Genomic DNA, 17,557 nt, shown 5'->3' on the forward strand with positions numbered 1-17,557 from the left:
ATGAAACACGTTATATAGAATATTCACGTCCTTTGGGATGTGGTAGTATTAGCCATCATTCTAATTTGCATCATGAATAAAGATATGTTTAGTTTGCATCCACAACTTGCTCAAGACACTTTTTTTGTCGGCGACTTTCCGTTATCAACATGTCGTTTAATGAATGATATGCAATTTCCTTGGCTCATTTTGATTCCACGTGTGCCAGGAATTACTGAACTATATGAACTTAGTCAGGCGGACCAAGAACAATTTTTACGTGAATCTAGCTGGTTATCTAGTCAATTATCTCGCGTATTTCGTGCAGACAAAATGAATGTTGCAGCACTTGGGAATATGGTTCCTCAGTTGCATTTTCATCATGTTGTACGTTATCAAAATGATGTTGCTTGGCCTAAACCAGTTTGGGGAACACAAGCAGTTCCATATAGCAATGAAGTACTTGCGCATATGCGTCAGACTTTAATGCTTGCTCTACGTGGTCAAGGTGAAATGCCTTTTGACTGGAGAATGGACTGATCGATTCTATTAAGCCACGGGTAGTTTTCGTGGCTTTAATCCTTGGGGAGAAAGGATTTGTCATTAGACAGTTGGATGGACAGAGAGCCAAAGCAGTTTGAATACCTACATAGGGTTGTGGGATATAGCAGCCTTGCGCTTATTTTGGTTGTTTATCACTTTACATATCCAGAAACTTCGTTCCAAATATATATTCCAGTTTTTCTTGTTCTTTTACTTATTTTTACACCAAAGTTAAGTCGTTGGCTTGATTATAAATATAATAATTCACGCATTAAGCGTAATGTATTTTTTATTATAGATATTGCAATTGTTGCAGTCATACTTTCTGCAATTCATTTGAATTTGGTGCTGACGTTTTTAGTTTTAATTGCACTTTTATATACTGTTATAAACGTTAAAGTTCCCTTTATTCTGATTGCAATATCAGGTCTTTTTGGTATTGTTGTTTTTTATTTTTCCAATATATTTTTATTTGGTTTTGGTCCTTATTTTGAACAAACGAGTAGTGAATTAACCATTCTTGCATTTTTATGCGTGATTGGTTTCTTTGGTATGGGCTCTATTTATCAAATTCGCCGTGTAAAAATGGCAACAGCAAAACAAGAATATTACTATTCACAGATGCATCGTTATATGGAATTTGCAAATCAGCTAAGTCGCTATGCGCCTTTACAGTTGTGGCAATCGATTATGAAAGGTGAGTTTGAAGCAAAAATTGAATACAAACGTAAGAAAATGACAATTTTCTTTTCAGATATTCAAGGCTTTACTGAATTATCTGAGACACTTATTCCAGATGATTTAGCATTTGTCTTAAATGACTATTTAAGTCATATGACTGAAATTGCAAAGCACTATGAGGCAACAGTCGATAAGTTTATGGGTGATGCCATTCTTATCTTCTTTGGCGATCCAAACTCTCAAGGTGCAGAGCAGGATGCTAAAATATGTGTGGAAATGGCTATTGCCATGCGTCAGCAAATGAAACTATTGCGCGAACGATGGATTAAGATGGGATATCCAGCCTTACATATTCGGATGGGTATTAGTACGGGATATTGCCACGTCGGGAACTATGGTGCGGCATATCGTATGGCTTATACTATTGTTGGACGTGATGCTAACTTAGCTGCTCGTTTGCAAAGTGCTGCTGAGGTCGATGAAATTTTAGTATCTGAAGGTACGTATAATTTAGTCAAAAGTAGTTTTTTATGTGCACCAAGAGCGCCAATTTCTTTGAAAGGTATTCAAGAGCCTGTGCAAACTTGGCAGGTGATGGAAAAGTACAAGTCAGATCTAGCCGAATATCAGCAATGGTTTGATTACGAATATAAAGGCTTCCATCTGCTATTAAATTTTGATGAAGTACAAAATTTTGAATATTCAAAACTTATTCAAGTTTTAGAAAAAATGATTAAGCGTATTCAAACGCAACAAGAGCTTACAAATTCTCAAGGGATTGTTAAGCTTCGTTTAGCTGATGAAGTGATTGTTGAAGAAGATAGAGTTTAATATTTTATTGATGATATTTAAAACTTAAGTTGAGATATAAAAAAACCACGCTATTGCGTGGTTTTTTTATTTTGAAAATCGATTAGTGATTTTCAGAAGCATGATTAATGGTGTACTTCGGAATTTCAACTTCTAAGTCTTCATTAACTACTTTAACTTGGCATGATAGGCGAGAGTCAGGTTGTAAGCCCCAAGCGCGATCGAGCAAGTCAGCTTCTACATCATTCATTTCTTCTAAGCCGTCGAAGCCTTTACGCACAACAACATGGCAAGTTGTACATGCAGCTGACATGTCGCAAGCATGTTCAATTTTAATGCCGTTTTTAAGTAAGCTTTCACAAAGATTGGCATTTTCTTCAACTTCAAACTCAGCACCTTCTGGGCAAATTTGCGCATGTGGAAGAACTTTAATACGTGGCATATTTTTTACCTTAAATTAGTTTGAGTTTGACCAGTCATCAAGCTTGGTGCCTTTTAAAGCGGCATCAATGTGTTGATTCATACGAGCAGCTGCAAATGCATCACTATATATTTTAAGCTGTTCAACCGAATCTTCAATAGCTTTGATTTCTGATGTTTCAAGTTGCGTTTCTAAATGTGTTTTTGCTTTTGAAAGTAGATTAAGCTTTTCATTATCTAAAAGATGAGCATCTACTTTTAAAGCTTGTTCAAGTGCTTCAAGTTCACGTTTTGCTTCAACTTTAGTTTCTTGTAAGTGACGAAGGTTTTTATCTTCTTCAGCAAATTTGAAACCATCAACAAGCAAGCGTTCCATATCGGTATCAGATAAACCATAAGATGGCTTAATATCGATTTGAGCTTGAACACCCGAAGTTGTTTCTTTTGCAGAGACACTTAATAAGCCATCTGCATCGACTTGATAAGTGACTTCAATGCGTGCTTGACCCGCAACCATAGGCGGAATACCACGTAAAACAAAACGACCTAAACTACGACAGTTCTCAACCAAATCACGTTCACCCTGAACCACATGAATCAACATTGCTGTTTGACCATCTTGGTAAGTGGTGAATTCTTGACGACGTGCAACTGGAATGGCGGTATTACGTGAAATTAAACGTTCAACCAATCCACCCATGGTTTCTAAGCCAAGTGATAGCGGTGTAACATCTAAAAGTAATGAGCCATCTTTCGAGTTACCAATCAACTGATTTGCAGTGATGGATGCACCAATCGCAACAACTTCATCAGGATTAATTGTGCAAAGTGGTTCTTGATTAAAGACCTCACGTACCGCTTTTTGAACAGCGTAAGAACGAGTCGATCCGCCCACTAAAACTACATTTTGAATATCATCTAATTCAAGTTTGGCATCACGCATTACACGTTTACAAACGCTAATGGTTTTGTCTAAAGCAACTTTAATAATATCTTCAAAGGTTGGGCGATCTAAAGTTAATAATTGATCGACAAGTTTTAATTCGACTAATTCAATATCGGTTAAAGCTTCTTTTGCTTGGCGTGCCGATACAATTGCATGTGCGTATGCAACATCATCTAAAGTTTCAATGTTTAATTGTTTTTTAGCCCATTTCACAATTAAGCGATCTAGGTCATCACCACCAAGCGCAGTATGTCCACCAGTAGCTAAAACTTCAAATACGCCTTGTGAAAAACGTAAAATTGAAACGTCAAATGTACCACCACCTAAGTCATAAATCACATAGTTTTGGTCATGTTCTAAGTTTGCTTCTTGATCTAAACCATAAGCAACCGCAGCAGCGGTAGGTTCGTTTAGAAGGCGTAAAACATTTAAGCCTGCAAGTTGAGCAGCATCACGTGTTGCTTGACGTTGAGCTTCATCAAAATAAGCAGGAACAGTAATAACCGCACCATTAATTTCATTTTTTAAGCTTGATTCTGCACGATCTTTTAATTGCTTTAAAATTTCAGCTGAAATTTCAACAGGTGTTTTATGACCTTGTGTGGTTTCAAAAGCAGGCATTTGATTATCTTCACCCACAAGTGTGTAGGGGTGTTGAAACTTAATATCAGCTTTTGAACGACCCATAAAACGTTTTACAGATGTAATTGTGTTTTTAGGATCTGTGGTAAGAAATGGTTTTGCATCATCGCCAAATTGCGTTTTTTGATTCGCATAATGCACGATAGATGGAAGTAACACACGGCCTTGTTCATCATTGAGCACTTTGGCTTTACCTGAAAGAACCGTTGCTACCAGGGAGTGAGTTGTACCTAAATCGATACCAATCGCAATTCGGTGTTCATGCGGTGCACTTGATTGACCTGGTTCTGCAATTTGCAAGAGAGCCATTGTGTTACATCCTTTGCACGTTAAAAGTTAAAAAGTTAAAAAATGATTTAAGCTTAAAAGTCATCATCTAAGTCAAAGCTATCGTCATCTAAGAAACGATCTTCAGCTTTAAGGATGTCTGCTAAAACTTTTTGAAAGAAGCGAAGTTTACGAACAGTATCTCGGGCTTCTGCCCAATCTTCATCATCATAATCAATTTTGAATTCACGAACCAAGCCATCAATCCATTGTTGAACTTCTTTTTTAAGAGATTGAAGATCATCAGCAGAATTGGCTTCATCAAGTTGTTCACGAATTTCTAGCGCAGACTGAAGAAACTCAAAATCACCAATCGATTGATCAAGGTGATAATCTTGCTTTTTTAAGCTCAGTAAGTAAGCGGCACGGCTATCTACATTTGATAAGGCTTTATATGCTTGATTAATTTCACTTGATTTGATTAATGCTTGATCTTTATCTTCGGCTTTATCTGGGTGATATTGCTGTTGAAGTTTTAAAAACTCGGCTTTGAGTGTCGCTAAATTGATATCAAGTGCAACTGGAAGATTGAACAACTCAAAATGATTCATGGGGATTGGGTCCACGATAAATTTGAAAATCAGATACATTGAATACGATTAAAACAGTGTTGAACACTGTTTTAATTCGCAGAAAAGCTTATTAAATATTAAACTGTAAACGATTCGCCACAGCCACATTCGCCTTTCTTGTTTGGGTTGTTGAATTCGAAGCCTTCATTTAAGCCATTTTTTACGTAGTCCATCTCCATACCATCAAGATAAACTAAGCTTTTCGGGTCAACGAATACATTTACACCATGCTGAACAAACATTTGGTCATGTGTGTCGATTTCATCTACAAATTCGAGTACATAAGCCAAACCTGAACAGCCAGCAGTTTTCACGCCAATGCGAATGCCTTCACCCTTACCACGATTTTTCAGGTAATTGCTGATATGAGTTGCAGCATTTTCAGTTAAATTGATCATGAAAACTCCGTGATACTTTGTTCAATACGCAAAACAATTAAGCTTTCGCTTTTTTACTACGGTAGTCTTCTACAGCAGCTTTAATTGCATCTTCAGCTAAAACAGAGCAGTGTACTTTCACTGGTGGTAAAGCAAGTTCAGTTGCAATATCAATGTTCTTAATTTCTTGAGCTTGATCTAAAGTTTTACCTTTCAACCATTCTGTAACAAGAGAACTAGACGCAATTGCAGAACCACAACCGTAAGTTTTGAAGCGAGCTTCTTCAATTACACCATTGCTATCTACTTGGATTTGTAAGCGCATTACATCGCCACAAGCTGGCGCGCCAACCATACCAGTACCAACATTTTCAGCGTTTTTATCTAAAACACCAACATTACGAGGGTTTTCATAATGATCAATTACTTTTTCGCTATAAGCCATGACGCTTCTCCAAAACTCGGGGTCAGCCTAGTATTAAATGGGGATGAAATTAAGTTTATCAACGAGACAAGTTCACTTGAATTTGTCTCGAGAGGGATGAATTAGTGCTCAGCCCATTCAACAGTTGAGAGGTCAACACCGTCTTTGTACATATCCCAAAGAGGTGAAAGATCACGCAATTTTTGAACTGCAGTCTTAGTCACTTCAAGAACATGATCAATATCTGCTTCAGTTGTATATTTACCAAAACTGAAACGAATTGAACTGTGTGCAAGTTCGTCTGAAAGACCCAATGCACGAAGTACATAAGATGGCTCTAGTGTTGCAGATGTACATGCAGAACCAGAAGAAACCGCAGCATCTTTTAAAGCCATCATTAAAGATTCGCCTTCAACAAAGTTGAAGCTAGCATTTAAATAGTTTGCAACGCTTTGAGTTGGGTGACCATTTAAGAAAACTTGTTCTAAATCTTGAATGCCATTCCAAAGTCGATCGCGAAGTACACGAATACGGGCTTGCTCTGATGCTAAGTTCTTACCAGCAAGTTCAAATGCTTCACCCATACCCACGATTTGGTGAGTTGCTAAAGTACCTGAACGCATACCACGTTCATGACCGCCACCATGAATTTGAGCTTTTAGGCGTACACGAGGACTACGACGAACAAAGAGTGCGCCAATGCCTTTAGGGCCATAAATTTTGTGAGCAGAGAAGCTCATTAAATCAATTTTCATTGTAGAAAGATCGATTTCGATTTTACCAGCAGCTTGAGCAGCATCTACGTGGAAGAAAATTTTCTTAGCACGTGTGATTTCGCCAATTGCAGCAACATCAGTCACAGTACCAATTTCGTTGTTTACCATCATGAGTGAAACAAGAATTGTATCTGGACGAATCGCAGCTTCAACCATTTCAGGTGTAATTAAACCTGTCTTTGGTTGTGGCTCGATATAGGTAATTTCAAAACCTTCTTCTTCTAATTCACGGCAAGTATCTAAAATTGCTTTGTGTTCAATTTTACTTGTAATGATGTGTTTGCCTTTAGATGCGTAGAATTGAGCTACGCCTTTAAGTGCAAGGTTATCTGATTCAGTTGCGCCAGATGTCCATACGATTTCACGTGGATCTGCTTTAATTAAGTTAGCAACTTGTTCACGTGCATATTCAATTTTTTCTTCTGCTTGCCAACCGTAAGCATGAGAACGAGAAGCCGCATTACCAAAAGTGCCATCAAAAGTTAAGCACTCCATCATGCGCTCTGCAACTTGAGGGTCAACAGGAGTTGTTGCTGCGTAATCTAGATAAATTGGACGTTTCATGTCAAATACCTGTAACCGATAGTAAGTCTGAATCAAAAGAAGCTGAATTTTGGCGAATTGCAACGGTTTGTACGTTGTCTCGAGCTACAAGATCAGCAAGTGAGATCTTTCCTAAATAATCGGCGATGTGGTGGGAGAGTTCTTGCCATAAATCATGAGTTAAGCACATTGCACCATTTTGGCAGTTGCCTTTATGGTCGCAACGAGTCGCATCAACGGTTTCATTTACAGCTTCGATGATGTCTAACACAGTGATATCTTCGGCATTGCGTGCTAAGTGATAACCACCATTGGCACCACGAACACTCGAAACTAAGCCATGACGTTTTAGTTTCGCGAATAATTGCTCAAGATAAGCTACAGAAATAGATTGACGAGATGCAATTTCAGCAAGAGTGATCGTTTGTTCAGTTGGCTGCAAAGCTAAATCAACTAGAGCAGTCACTGCGTAGCGACCGCGAGTGGTTAAGCGCATGATTCGATACACATGGTTAGACTAGGTATGCTGATTTTATGAATCCTGACTAAAATAGTCAAGTTTTTTATGGTTGATTAATGTGTTTGGAAAGATTGAATTTTTTAGTAATAATTATGGGAGCATATTATATACTAAAAGTGTTGTTAAAAGCATAATTATTGAAATAAATAAAAAATTCATTTGTTTATGTTTGCGTTCAATACGACGTATTCTGTTTTTATATTGTTTAACTTCAACGTGTAATGAATTGATTTTTGAACGTTGTTGATCGATTTTTTCTAAAAGTGGTGCAATACGCTTTTTAGATGTAACAATATTTTGTTCATCGGTAGGTTCTTTTAACCACTGTTTCCAATCGGAAAGAATCTTGGGCGCATTAAATAGTAAAAGTAAATCTTTAAATTCATCTTTGAGCGTTAAATCACCATCAATGCGCATTGTTTTTATGCTGCGTTTATTTCCAAGTAAAAAGATCTTACAAAGATCCATTAGTGATGTGCGTACATCTAGATCTACCGCCTGAGCAGGGGCTTTGGCATCAAATAGAATGCCGTGTTCATTAAATTGAACATAAATGTCAAAAAATGGAATGTAACTATTTATTTTAATTGAAACTTTGTTGTCTACAAACTTTTTTGCTTGTAATGCAATTACACGGTCATGCTTTAGGATTAATGTAAAAATAGTTTCTAAAACAATTAGAACTGTGTTGAGCAACAAATGTGTATCATTTTGTTTTTGTTGCGATTCGCTCATGAAACTTAATCCCTTTAAAACAAGCGCGTCCTAAATTACGAATGTATGAAGGACGTTGAAAAAATACATAGAATGTTGCTTTGTAGAACAGTTTAGCAAAAGTCGCAAGCATTAGTTTTGCTATTATGGTGAAAATATGAGGATGTATATATCTGCTTAGGTATAAAACATTATGGAGAATTTTAAAGTGAAAAAAATATTAAATGCAGATAATGCGGAAGCACTTGATCAAGATTTTATGTATAAAAATAAATTAAAAACAAATAGTAATAAGAAATCTTCCTTGGATTTTAGGAAGTATACAAAGCAAATTTGGTTGGCTGGATTAGGTGCTTTTTCACGTGCAGAAGAAGAAGGAAATAAGTTGTTTGACTCATTAGTACAAGTTGGGGAGGAGCTTGAGTCTAAAACGACCGAAATGGCAGATTTGGCTGTTGAGCAAGTTTCGGTGAAAGTTAAAGATTCCGTTAGTGAAACTAAAAATCAATTGGAAAAGCGTTTAGACCAAAGTATTAGTCACTCTTTGAATAAAATTGGGTTAGTTTCGATAAAAGATCTTCACCATTTAGAGAAAATAGTATTAGAATTGAGCGGCAAAGTAGATTCTTTGTTAGAAGAAAATAAGGAAATAAAAAAACTCATTAAGGAAAAATGAAATATGTTGAATCATTTCACGATTTTTATCGGTTTTTTACAATTTATTTTGCATAAAAGGGTGGGGTAAGTATTGCTTTTACACTTAAACCATTGCTATAAAGGCATTACAGTAATTCAAATTAAACTTCTGTACTTTAAATAAACGAATTAAGAGGACTTAATCTTCATGAATAAATCAGAATTAATTGATGCGATTGCAGAAAAAGGGGGATTGTCTAAGACTGATGCAGGTAAAGCCTTAGACGCGACAATTGCTTCAATTTCAGAAGCTTTAAAGAAGGGTGATACTGTTACTCTAGTTGGTTTTGGTACTTTTGCTGTGAAAGAACGTGCAGCACGTACTGGTCGTAACCCACAAACTGGCGCTACGCTACAAATTAAAGCAAGCAAAGTACCAAGCTTTAAAGCTGGTAAAGGTTTAAAAGATTCTGTTGCTTAATCTTTTAAATTTATAAAAAGCGCGCTTCGGCGCGTTTTTTTATGAATAATGATAAATTACTGCTCGGATGCATTCTTTCATAGAGGGTTTTCGGTTAAAATCTCGCGTAAATAAAATTTGGAATACTTATGGAATCTTTTCGTAAAGTTATTAAAGGATGGTTGGGCAAAGCGTTGCTCGTTTTGTTTATGACCCCTTTAGCACTTGTAGGTATTGAAGGGTATTTTAGTGGTGGAAACTCTAAAGATTCAGTTCAATCGATAAATGGCCAAGATATTTCTGCAAAAGAATTAGAAGGGCTGACGAAATCGTTTCAACAGCAATACTTACAATATACAAATGGTGATGAGACGCTTTTAAATCAGTCTTTCATTAAAAATAAAGCTTTGGATATGCTTGTTGCGCGCACTTTATTATTACAACAAGCTGAAAAATTGGGCATTGCTTTAAGCGATACTCAAATTGAGCAAATGATTGCACAACAACCAAGTTTCCAAAAAGATGGTAAGTTTTCTGAAGAATTGTTTGCAAACTATTTAAGTTCTCAAGGCTTTCCAAATAGTCAGTCTTTTATTATGAATATTAGACAAGATCATGCTTTGAAAAATTTGACGACTTCTGTTTCTGATTTTGCTTTGGTCAGTAAAGTCGACCTTAAACAAATTGTCGATTTACAAACAGAAAAGCGTACCTTGCATTTGGCAAGTATTAAGCTTGATGACTATAAAAAGAACATCAAAGTAACACCTCAAGAAATTCAAGATTATTACAATAAGCATTCAAATACGTTCAAACAAATTGCAAGTGTAAATGCAGACTATATTCTTGTAACACCTGCATTGTTTGGTGCGAAAGAAGCTGTCATTTCTGATGCAGATTTGCAACAAGCATATCAAAAATTCATTGAAACTGAAAAAGCGAAAGTAGAACCTGTTATTAAGCATATTTTAGTGGCTACAGATGGTAAAACAGATGCTGATGCTAAAAAATTGATTGACACTGCTTATGCTGAATTGAATAAAGGTGAGTCATTTGCAACTGTTGCTCAAAAATTCTCAGATGATACAACGTCTAAGAATACAGGCGGTCAGTTAGCTGCCTACGATAAAGGTTTGTTTGGTGCTGAGTTTGATAAGGCAGTTGCAAGCTTAAAAGTAGGTGAGATTTCTAAACCATTAAAAACTCAATTTGGTTATGAAATTATTCAGACACAAACACCAAGCGTGAATGTCCCAAGTCTTGAAAGTCAAAAAGAACGTTTAACTGCTGAGCTGAAAAAAGCGAAAACAGAAAATGCTTTTGCTGATGCTGTGAATGGCTTAAATGAAATGGTGGTTGGCGCAGATTCTTTAGATGTGGTTACTCAGGAAGTAAAAGGCACTAAAGTTGAAGCGGTTAAAAACTTTTCATTAGGATCTCATCACGCAGTATTGAGTGATCCAACTGTTAAGGCGAAATTATTTAACGATGACGTTAAAAATGGCGATCGTAATGTAACAAGTAGCATTCAGCTAGCAAATGGCGATGTTGTTTGGGTTAAAGTTCGTGATTATCATGCTGCGGGTGTTCAAAGCTTAAAAGAAGCAACACCTCGTGTGAATGCTAAATTGATTGAACAAAAGGCATATTTAGCTGCTAAAGCTAAAATCCAAAAAGCATTAAATGATTTCAAAACAAAACCTGCTGCTGTGGTTGTATCTGAGAGTGGGATTAAATTTGAAAATGCAGGAACGTTTACTCGTGCTGATGGTTTGTTGAAGCGTCCAATTGAACGTGCTGCTTTTAGTGTAATGCCACCTAAAGCAGGTATGTGGTCTACAACTACAGCGGAGTTAGCAAACGAAATGGTTGTTGTTGCTGTATCTAAGGTTGAAGATCCATTGGAATCTGCATTACCAGAACAGCAAGTTCAAGAAGTGTCTAAGTTGTATCAACAGCTTCGCGCTCAGCAAGAGTTAGATGCTTATACAGCTTACTTAAAATCGAAAGCTAAAATTAAGTAATGTAAAAATAATTTAAATGATGTAAAAAACTCGGATTTTAGAATCCGAGTTTTTTATGCAAGAAAGAAAATTAATTAAAACAATGTAATTGGAATATCTAGGAAGATACGCCATTCGTTGGTATTTGGCATGTAATTGTCACGATACGCCTCATCTGCACGATATATATAGTTTCTTGCGCGGAAGCTAACATCTTTAGCAAAACCAGATTGTACGGTGTATTTAATTTGGTTGAAAAATTCAGTTTCTTTGGCGCTACTTGTAATTAGTTTTGTTCGATCTGCATTTGCGACATCAATATCCCAACCATAGACATAGGCTGATGTCCATGTTAATCCTGGAATATTGAATGCACTAAAGTCGAAGGTATATTGAAGATTTACCGATTTTTCGCCTGCACCGGCAAAGTCAGATAAATATGAGTTCGGTAAGGCGATACTTGCGCCACCATCGCCATTATTGTTGTAGTCATAGCCTGTGTTACCAATATTTTGTTGGTAAGCCAACATCACATTATGTGGACCTGTGTTGTATGTAGCTGAAATTGACCAAATGGTGTTTGCACGATCATTTTTATCGTTTGTGGTTTCTGAATAGGTATTTCCCTCAGGATCCCACTTTGTATGATAACCATTTAAATCGTAAGTGAGTGAGCGATCATTGCTTAAAGATTGTTTGAAGTTGGTATTTACATAATGACGTTTCAGGCGATCTTTAATGTCTAAACCATAATATGATGCACTCAGTTGCTCATTGATTTTATATTTAGCACCCCATGTAATGGCTTGATCAAGGTTATTCGCATCTGATCCGACTTGACCTGAGCGCACATTTTTTGTGTATTTTCCTGCAGATAATTCAAGGTTTTTAATTTCATGACTAGTAATAGAAAGACCTTCGTAATATTCAGGTGCCAGTCTGCCTAAGTTGCTGGCAAATACAGGTGAATTTACAAGTTGTGTACCATAAACAAGAGTGGTATTAGACATTCTTGCTTTGATGTAACCACCACCACGAAGCCAATGATCTTTTGGTGTTACATGTCCAAACTCATCGGTTTTACCCTGATTTTCTGCAGGAATCATGTCTGGACCTGCGTTAAAATTGTTTCCAATTTTAAAGCCACCATCGGTAAGAATACCTGCACCAAAGCCAATAGTTCCTTGAGTAAAGCCTGAATCTAATTTGAAGATTGCACTTTGACCTGCAGAATTTTGATCGGCTTTTCCATTTTTTTTATCTCGAGTGTTTAATCCTGTACGAAAAAGAACAGAGCCATTTGCATCTTCTATAAAACCTTTTGCATCGCTTTGTTCGCTAGCATAAGTGTTTGAAACAAGTAGGGTGGGAATGAGTGTTGCAAAAAGAATTTTGGTTGATTTTTGCATTTAAAGAACCTTTTTAAATAGAGAAGACATTTGATAGATGCTTTCTAGGCAACATCCTGTTGCTTTGGAATTGATAGATCATTTTTTTTCATCGGCTTATTAGCAGATACAATATTTAATACCTGATTCGATTTTTTGAATATGTGTAGCATTAATGAGTATTTCGTATCGTTTCTTTATTTTTTATAATGTGATTGTAGCGGGGTATAAGTGTTTTTTTATGAATTAAATTGGAGTCTTATGAGTGGATTAGCAAATACATGAATATTTGTTATGATGTAAATTACTTATTTTTATCATTTAATTTTTCATTATATAAATATGTAAAATACTTATTTTATTAAGTTTATCCCGTATAAGCTTGAAAGATTGAAAGTGGTTTTTTTGTAACAATAATCTATTAAATATAAAGTCATAACGCATTTATAAGATAAAAACTTAGTTTCAAAAAATTAAACCGATATCGCTAAAATGGTATATCGGTTTAAATTAATGTCATTATTCTATTCAGATCGAACTTTTAATTCGTAGCCTGTGTATTTACGAATGTTGATTACGCCTGTATCTAAAATGAGATATTGCCCTTTAATACCTTGAAGTTTCCCTCGAATAACGGGGGTTTTATCTAAATTATGTGATTTAACTTTTTCAGGATATTGGTTTACAGGGTAAATAAATTCGCGAGGGAGTTCATCTTCTAGAATTTCAACATTTTCGTTAAAATCTAAACTCATACTAAATTCATCACGAATTTCTTCAATTTGTGATTCAAACTCAATTAAAAGTTCATCTCTCAGTTGAATTAAATCTAAAGGCTCGGCTTCACCTTTTAGAAGTTTGCGCCAATCAGTTTTATCTGCGACCTGTGTGCCAAACATAGTTTCAAGCTGACCAGAGAGGCGACGTGAGCCTACTTTCATAATCGGCAGTGCTTGGGTAGCACCTTGATCTAACCAACGCGTAGGCATTTGCCCTAAGCGTGTAATGCCAACCTTTAATGCACTTGAATTTGCTAAATACACAATATGAGGTTGGAAGCATACTTCTTGCGCAAAACTTTCCTCTCGACACGTCCCTAAATGGTAGTGACAAGTTTCAGGTTTCATAATGCACATGTCGCAAGATGCTTTTGTTTTAAAGCATTTAAAACAGTGACCTTGAGAAAAAGATTTAGATGTTTTTGTACCACAAGAAATACAATAAATATTTCCTGAAGTTTCTAATTCAATTTCTTGACCTAAACTGAATGGAAGATCAAATTCTGTGCGATCTAAGATAAATTTATATTCTACATTTGCCTTGTGTGTCTGGTGATCGGTTACACTAATATCCTTGAGGCCTGCGTGCATTTTGTGGCAAATGCCTTGTAATTCCATGAAGATACTCACTTTTAAATAGGATGCAGTTATGGCTGAATTAAACGTCATCACTTCAATGCTAGACGATTTATCGAAAGAACAGCCCGTTCATACTGCAATTTGTATTGGTCAAAATTTAGAGCAATACGATCTTAATCAAACAATTCAATGGTGCTATTTTAACGTATCTGATTTTTTAAATCTGCCATTTACACAACGTTATGACTTAGCTTTTGTTTTATTTGATACAGATGAAACCTTAAATTTATCGATGCAAGATAAATCAAAATTATTGGTTAAATTACGTGATTTGATGGCGAAAAGGTTAGTAGTTGTATCGAGATTGGATGATGAAAAGCTACTTCGATCTTTAGGTTTCACGCAACTTATTGATAAAACAATGCATGACAATGACTTCGCTTTATGGCAATTTAATATTTTGACGTATAAGCATGTGCCAGATTGGTTTAATTCTAAATTTTGGGCAAATCCTGAAAATTGGAATAAATTTAGATGGTAAGATAAATCATCAAAAATTTAAAAGATTGCAAATATTAACAATGTTAATGGCAAGATTTTAAATTTTTCATCGTATTCTTTTAACCTAAACAAACCATGGAATAAATAAAAATGACAAACTTAAATGATATTGTAGAAATTTTGGCAAAACAAGCACTTGGTAACAATCAACAGCAGGGTCAACAAGGCGGTTTAGGGGGAATCCTAGGGTCGGTTCTAGGTCAATTGGGTGGTCAATCTCAACAATCAAATACTGGTGGATTGGGTGGAATACTTGGATCAGTTTTAGGTCAGTTGGGTGGTGGACAAACTCAGCAAAATTCAAATGCAGGTGGTGGTTCACAATTACTGATAGCTGTACTTCCATTGGTACTTGCATGGATTCAAAAACAAGGCGGCTTACAAGGCGCTTTGGATAGTTTGAAAGGTCAAGGGCTTACAAGCCAAGTAGAAGATTGGGTTTCTACAGGACCTGGTGATAATGCGGCCGTAGATCCTCAGCATGTTCAAAACTTATTTTCAGATGCTGAAATTGAACAGGTTGCAGTGCAAGCTCAAGCACCTAAGCAAGATGTACTTAGCGCAATTTCAACTGTTCTTCCACAAATTATTGATTCTTTAACACCTAAAGGTGAGCAATCAAGTGGTACAGAAGCAAATGCAGATATTGCGAATGTGATGAATTTGGTTTCGGGTTTCTTAAAAAAATAATATTTCATTAAATTTGAAGCATAAAAAAACACGCTTATTGCGTGTTTTTTTATGAAGCTTTAACTTAGAAGTCGTAACGTAAACCTAGAGATAGGGCAGTTGAATTTTCACCTTTTACGCCTGCTACAGAAGTACTGCGACCTTCTTTCCATGGTGTAATGTCTGAGTTGTCGCCATTCAGTGTAGTTGCCAAGTTGCTGTATACACGTAATGTTTTATCAATTTTATGCTCTACGCCAATTGCAATTAAGCTTGCATTTGCATCGTTAGCATCGACATCACGGTAGAAGTATTCACCACGAACAGATGTTTTTGGTGTGATTTTATATTCACCCGATACACCAAAGATTTGAACATCAGGATTGGCTTTGTCATCATCGTGTTGAGAGAATTGATACATTGCACCTAAATTGAATTGCTCTGTAAAATTATAAGCACCTGCAAGGCGGAAAGAGTCGCGTCCTGAACCTGCTTTATTTGATGCATTTTCTTCATATTTTTCATATGCAGCAGCGGCATCAATTGCGCCAGATTTATACGTTAAGGCGATGTCGTAAGCTTTATTGTTATTTTTGCCATCACCTGTATCGGTTTCTTTTTCAATTTGGGTTTTGTCATGCATTGAAAGTGCAGCAAGAACATTGAAACCATTACCAAAACTTGGTGATTTATATTCAATGGTGTTGGCATTACGCTCATCAAATTTCAAATTACCTTGACGTGTGACATTACGGACATCACCAACCATGTCGCCAAAATGGTTTACAGGGCTACGAGCAACTTTAAATGGGCTGTCGAAGCGACCTACACGGACTTGACCATAGGCATTACTTTTTAAACCAACAAAAGTGTCGCGCGTGGCAAAATCAACACCTTTAGAATCGTTACCACCGCTTGCGAAGTTAATTTCTTGTTCAATTTGAGCAAATACATTTAAGTCATCATTTACTTTTTGATTTACTTTGAAGCCTAAACGTGAAGAATTTGATGATAGGTTGGCTTCACCATATTCCGCACCATCATTTAAATAATCTAGCGATACATGTGCGCGACCATAAATTTGTACGTCTGCTGCGGTTGCCATCATTGGTGTGAAAACTGTAGCCCCAATTGCTAATGCACAAAATGTCTTTTTCATGTGTAACTCCAATACAAGCTTTTTGTTAAATCGTCTTAAAAATAGTCAGCAGAAGTATTTTTATGTAACAACTGCACTTCATTTGAGCTTAGTATTGATGACAAATAAGTCAGTAAGATTAAGGATTTATTGCAGAAATATTAAAAGATAAGTATTGAAATTAAGCTCTAGAAGGGTTGTATTTAGGATAATTCCTTATTTATTTTAGGTATTTAGATGCAAAAAAAAGGAGCTAAAAAGCTCCTTTTTCAATTCGAAATTTAAAGTGCTGCTTTAATTTTTTCAGCCAAGACTTTAATTTTCTCTTGATCACCCATTTGTAATGCATGTTTACCAAGTTCATGAACAGAGCTTGGAATTAAATGGAAGTGAACATGTGGAACAGTTTGACCTGCAGCAGAACCAGAAAGTTGCATAAGAACAATGCCTTTCGCATCTAAACCTTTTTCAATTGCTTTTGCAATTTTTTGAACAATTTGGATGGTATATGCAGCCGCTTCTGGGGCTAAATCTAATAATGTTTCTGCTGGAGATTTAGGAATAACCAATGTGTGACCATCGGCTTGAGGCATGATGTCCATAAATGCAAGAACGTATTCATCTTCATAAACCTTAATGGCAGGTAGTTCACCACGAAGAATTCTTGCAAAAATGTTTTGGTCATCGTAAGCCATTTTGACTCCTTGATTGAATATTGTGAATGTAATTAATTACATTTTAATTCTTTCTGACGATCCTTGATGGCGTCAAGCTTTTTTTGCTCTGCTTCAGAAAATTTTGGTTTATCTGTATAACAATCGGCATTGTCATTAAAGCGAGATTTTGCTTCAGGATCTTTAAAACAGAAACCTTTAGATGCATAAATCACATCTGAATCATTTTTCAGTTTTTTGCATTCTTGTTCAGAAGCAAAAGCAGTATTTACCCCAATTAAAGTTGTAAGGCTTGCAATGGCTGCAATGGTTAACTTCTTCATAAGAGTATCCTTGGTGATTGCTTATCGTTAATACACATCAAAGTAATACGTTTGATGCGTATTAATCAATGGC

Annotated in this window: 20 protein-coding genes; 7 read left to right on the plus strand and 13 right to left on the minus strand. The window is 36.1% G+C overall.

Annotated elements, in window-relative coordinates:
- Positions 1-84 precede the first annotated feature (84 nt).
- Together A6M14_RS02895 and A6M14_RS02900 are read left to right on the plus strand one after the other, a co-directional pair.
- The gene (locus tag A6M14_RS02895) at positions 85-519 is read left to right on the plus strand and encodes an HIT domain-containing protein (RefSeq protein WP_152873528.1); all 435 of its coding nucleotides are present in this window, start codon (positions 85-87) and stop codon (positions 517-519) included.
- A 57-nt stretch (positions 520-576) separates the two neighbouring features.
- On the plus strand, positions 577-2,034 hold the full coding sequence (locus A6M14_RS02900) for an adenylate/guanylate cyclase domain-containing protein (RefSeq protein WP_152873529.1): 1,458 nt from the start codon (positions 577-579) through the stop codon (positions 2,032-2,034).
- A gap of 82 nt (positions 2,035-2,116) precedes the next feature.
- Here the strand turns inward: A6M14_RS02900 and fdx are convergent, their stop codons facing one another.
- The 8 genes from fdx to A6M14_RS02940 all read right to left on the minus strand — a co-directional run bounded on the left by fdx (position 2,117) and on the right by A6M14_RS02940 (position 8,295).
- A complete protein-coding gene (gene fdx / locus A6M14_RS02905) occupies positions 2,117-2,455 on the minus strand; it encodes an ISC system 2Fe-2S type ferredoxin (RefSeq protein WP_152873530.1) in 339 nt (112 codons plus the stop codon).
- A 15-nt stretch (positions 2,456-2,470) separates the two neighbouring features.
- On the minus strand, positions 2,471-4,330 hold the full coding sequence (gene hscA / locus A6M14_RS02910) for a Fe-S protein assembly chaperone HscA (RefSeq protein WP_152873531.1): 1,860 nt from the start codon (positions 4,328-4,330) through the stop codon (positions 2,471-2,473).
- Between the two features lie 53 nt (positions 4,331-4,383).
- Entirely contained in the window at positions 4,384-4,899 is a 516-nt protein-coding gene (gene hscB / locus A6M14_RS02915) for a Fe-S protein assembly co-chaperone HscB (protein ID WP_152873532.1), read from the minus strand.
- Positions 4,900-4,997: 98 nt separating this feature from the next.
- Positions 4,998-5,318: an iron-sulfur cluster assembly protein IscA gene (iscA, locus tag A6M14_RS02920; RefSeq protein WP_152873533.1), complete on the minus strand. Its 321-nt coding sequence runs from the start codon at positions 5,316-5,318 to the stop codon at positions 4,998-5,000.
- Positions 5,319-5,355: 37 nt separating this feature from the next.
- Complete coding sequence (gene iscU / locus A6M14_RS02925; RefSeq protein ID WP_152873534.1) at positions 5,356-5,742, minus strand: Fe-S cluster assembly scaffold IscU; 387 nt, start codon at positions 5,740-5,742, stop codon at positions 5,356-5,358.
- A 101-nt stretch (positions 5,743-5,843) separates the two neighbouring features.
- Positions 5,844-7,061, minus strand: a complete 1,218-nt coding sequence (locus A6M14_RS02930) for an IscS subfamily cysteine desulfurase (protein ID WP_152873535.1) — start codon at positions 7,059-7,061, stop codon at positions 5,844-5,846.
- Position 7,062: 1 nt separating this feature from the next.
- Positions 7,063-7,536 carry an Rrf2 family transcriptional regulator gene (locus A6M14_RS02935; protein WP_152873536.1) on the minus strand — a complete coding sequence of 158 codons (474 nt, stop codon included), beginning with the start codon at positions 7,534-7,536 and terminating at the stop codon, positions 7,063-7,065.
- A 114-nt stretch (positions 7,537-7,650) separates the two neighbouring features.
- Positions 7,651-8,295: a hypothetical protein gene (locus A6M14_RS02940; RefSeq protein ID WP_152873537.1), complete on the minus strand. Its 645-nt coding sequence runs from the start codon at positions 8,293-8,295 to the stop codon at positions 7,651-7,653.
- A gap of 172 nt (positions 8,296-8,467) precedes the next feature.
- On the opposite strand from A6M14_RS02940, the gene A6M14_RS02945 reads away from it, so the two are divergent.
- From A6M14_RS02945 to A6M14_RS02955, 3 genes are all read left to right on the plus strand, one after another.
- Positions 8,468-8,950, plus strand: coding sequence for a phasin family protein (locus A6M14_RS02945; protein ID WP_378226867.1), 483 nt, complete (start codon positions 8,468-8,470; stop codon positions 8,948-8,950).
- A 168-nt stretch (positions 8,951-9,118) separates the two neighbouring features.
- Positions 9,119-9,391 carry an HU family DNA-binding protein gene (locus A6M14_RS02950; protein ID WP_152873538.1) on the plus strand — a complete coding sequence of 91 codons (273 nt, stop codon included), beginning with the start codon at positions 9,119-9,121 and terminating at the stop codon, positions 9,389-9,391.
- A gap of 128 nt (positions 9,392-9,519) precedes the next feature.
- The gene (locus tag A6M14_RS02955; RefSeq protein WP_152873539.1) at positions 9,520-11,394 is read left to right on the plus strand and encodes a SurA N-terminal domain-containing protein; all 1,875 of its coding nucleotides are present in this window, start codon (positions 9,520-9,522) and stop codon (positions 11,392-11,394) included.
- A gap of 74 nt (positions 11,395-11,468) precedes the next feature.
- Here the strand turns inward: A6M14_RS02955 and A6M14_RS02960 are convergent, their stop codons facing one another.
- Both A6M14_RS02960 and A6M14_RS02965 read right to left on the minus strand, forming a co-directional pair.
- Positions 11,469-12,782 (minus strand): OprD family outer membrane porin, encoded by a 1,314-nt coding sequence (locus tag A6M14_RS02960; protein WP_152873540.1) that lies wholly within the window; start codon positions 12,780-12,782, stop codon positions 11,469-11,471.
- 503 nt (positions 12,783-13,285) lie between these two features.
- Positions 13,286-14,158, minus strand: a complete 873-nt coding sequence (locus A6M14_RS02965; RefSeq protein ID WP_152873541.1) for a DUF2797 domain-containing protein — start codon at positions 14,156-14,158, stop codon at positions 13,286-13,288.
- 31 nt (positions 14,159-14,189) lie between these two features.
- Between A6M14_RS02965 and A6M14_RS02970 the strand changes: the two genes are divergently transcribed.
- The gene (locus A6M14_RS02970; RefSeq protein ID WP_152873542.1) at positions 14,190-14,660 is read left to right on the plus strand and encodes a DUF6231 family protein; all 471 of its coding nucleotides are present in this window, start codon (positions 14,190-14,192) and stop codon (positions 14,658-14,660) included.
- Between the two features lie 110 nt (positions 14,661-14,770).
- Positions 14,771-15,370 carry a YidB family protein gene (locus A6M14_RS02975; RefSeq protein ID WP_152873543.1) on the plus strand — a complete coding sequence of 200 codons (600 nt, stop codon included), beginning with the start codon at positions 14,771-14,773 and terminating at the stop codon, positions 15,368-15,370.
- A gap of 64 nt (positions 15,371-15,434) precedes the next feature.
- Here the strand turns inward: A6M14_RS02975 and A6M14_RS02980 are convergent, their stop codons facing one another.
- The 3 genes from A6M14_RS02980 to A6M14_RS02990 form a co-directional block, all read right to left on the minus strand.
- The gene (locus A6M14_RS02980; protein ID WP_152873544.1) at positions 15,435-16,508 is read right to left on the minus strand and encodes a porin; all 1,074 of its coding nucleotides are present in this window, start codon (positions 16,506-16,508) and stop codon (positions 15,435-15,437) included.
- Between the two features lie 260 nt (positions 16,509-16,768).
- On the minus strand, positions 16,769-17,182 hold the full coding sequence (locus A6M14_RS02985; protein WP_152873545.1) for an HIT family protein: 414 nt from the start codon (positions 17,180-17,182) through the stop codon (positions 16,769-16,771).
- 32 nt (positions 17,183-17,214) lie between these two features.
- Positions 17,215-17,484 (minus strand): YARHG domain-containing protein, encoded by a 270-nt coding sequence (locus A6M14_RS02990; RefSeq protein ID WP_152873546.1) that lies wholly within the window; start codon positions 17,482-17,484, stop codon positions 17,215-17,217.
- Positions 17,485-17,557 lie beyond the last annotated feature (73 nt).

The sequence above is a fragment of the Acinetobacter portensis genome, assembly GCF_009372215.1.
Lineage (GTDB): Bacteria > Pseudomonadota > Gammaproteobacteria > Pseudomonadales > Moraxellaceae > Acinetobacter > Acinetobacter portensis.

What these genes read in the sequence shown, in the direction of transcription:
- A6M14_RS02895 (WP_152873528.1), top strand. Translation starts at nt 85, where the DNA reads ATGTTTAGTTTGCATCCACAACTTGCTCAAGACACTTTTTTTGTCGGC.
- fdx (WP_152873530.1), bottom strand. Translation starts at nt 2,455, where the DNA reads ATGCCACGTATTAAAGTTCTTCCACATGCGCAAATTTGCCCAGAAGGT.
- hscA (WP_152873531.1), bottom strand. Translation starts at nt 4,330, where the DNA reads ATGGCTCTCTTGCAAATTGCAGAACCAGGTCAATCAAGTGCACCGCAT.
- hscB (WP_152873532.1), bottom strand. Translation starts at nt 4,899, where the DNA reads ATGAATCATTTTGAGTTGTTCAATCTTCCAGTTGCACTTGATATCAAT.
- iscA (WP_152873533.1), bottom strand. Translation starts at nt 5,318, where the DNA reads ATGATCAATTTAACTGAAAATGCTGCAACTCATATCAGCAATTACCTG.
- iscU (WP_152873534.1), bottom strand. Translation starts at nt 5,742, where the DNA reads ATGGCTTATAGCGAAAAAGTAATTGATCATTATGAAAACCCTCGTAAT.
- A6M14_RS02930 (WP_152873535.1), bottom strand. Translation starts at nt 7,061, where the DNA reads ATGAAACGTCCAATTTATCTAGATTACGCAGCAACAACTCCTGTTGAC.
- A6M14_RS02935 (WP_152873536.1), bottom strand. Translation starts at nt 7,536, where the DNA reads ATGCGCTTAACCACTCGCGGTCGCTACGCAGTGACTGCTCTAGTTGAT.
- A6M14_RS02940 (WP_152873537.1), bottom strand. Translation starts at nt 8,295, where the DNA reads ATGAGCGAATCGCAACAAAAACAAAATGATACACATTTGTTGCTCAAC.
- A6M14_RS02945 (WP_378226867.1), top strand. Translation starts at nt 8,468, where the DNA reads ATGGAGAATTTTAAAGTGAAAAAAATATTAAATGCAGATAATGCGGAA.
- A6M14_RS02950 (WP_152873538.1), top strand. Translation starts at nt 9,119, where the DNA reads ATGAATAAATCAGAATTAATTGATGCGATTGCAGAAAAAGGGGGATTG.
- A6M14_RS02955 (WP_152873539.1), top strand. Translation starts at nt 9,520, where the DNA reads ATGGAATCTTTTCGTAAAGTTATTAAAGGATGGTTGGGCAAAGCGTTG.
- A6M14_RS02960 (WP_152873540.1), bottom strand. Translation starts at nt 12,782, where the DNA reads ATGCAAAAATCAACCAAAATTCTTTTTGCAACACTCATTCCCACCCTA.
- A6M14_RS02965 (WP_152873541.1), bottom strand. Translation starts at nt 14,158, where the DNA reads ATGGAATTACAAGGCATTTGCCACAAAATGCACGCAGGCCTCAAGGAT.
- A6M14_RS02970 (WP_152873542.1), top strand. Translation starts at nt 14,190, where the DNA reads ATGGCTGAATTAAACGTCATCACTTCAATGCTAGACGATTTATCGAAA.
- A6M14_RS02975 (WP_152873543.1), top strand. Translation starts at nt 14,771, where the DNA reads ATGACAAACTTAAATGATATTGTAGAAATTTTGGCAAAACAAGCACTT.
- A6M14_RS02980 (WP_152873544.1), bottom strand. Translation starts at nt 16,508, where the DNA reads ATGAAAAAGACATTTTGTGCATTAGCAATTGGGGCTACAGTTTTCACA.
- A6M14_RS02985 (WP_152873545.1), bottom strand. Translation starts at nt 17,182, where the DNA reads ATGGCTTACGATGACCAAAACATTTTTGCAAGAATTCTTCGTGGTGAA.
- A6M14_RS02990 (WP_152873546.1), bottom strand. Translation starts at nt 17,484, where the DNA reads ATGAAGAAGTTAACCATTGCAGCCATTGCAAGCCTTACAACTTTAATT.